Below are 268 nucleotides of genomic sequence, written 5' to 3'. Positions count from 1 at the left end.
ATCTGTTTCTTCGTCAATTTGACCATTTCGATCTTCGCGACAGTGAAGTCAGTTTCCTGACGCCATCCGGTCAGCGCGCCGAGCTGGCGATCCCACAACTCACCTGGCTGAACGATCCACGTCGACACCGTGCGGAAGGCCTGGTAAGCCTCTCCAGCCTTACCGGACAGCACGGCGTGATGCAGGTGCGCATGGATTTGCGCGATGATGAGGGGTTGTTAAGCAATGGTCGCGTCTGGCTCCAGGCGGATGACATCGACCTGAAGCC

Annotated in this window: 1 protein-coding gene; it reads left to right on the top strand. The window is 57.8% G+C overall.

Annotated elements, in window-relative coordinates; all coding sequences use genetic code 11:
* Positions 1-268 (top strand): hypothetical protein (locus tag SB756_RS30665; RefSeq protein ID WP_410913314.1); only part of this gene is annotated, 268 nt, incomplete at both ends.

Source organism: Pseudomonas sp. SIMBA_068 (assembly GCF_046534705.1).
Lineage (GTDB): Bacteria > Pseudomonadota > Gammaproteobacteria > Pseudomonadales > Pseudomonadaceae > Aquipseudomonas > Aquipseudomonas putida.
Note: the sequence above shows the minus strand (reverse complement) of the source record. Positions and strands in the feature narration are given on the sequence as shown.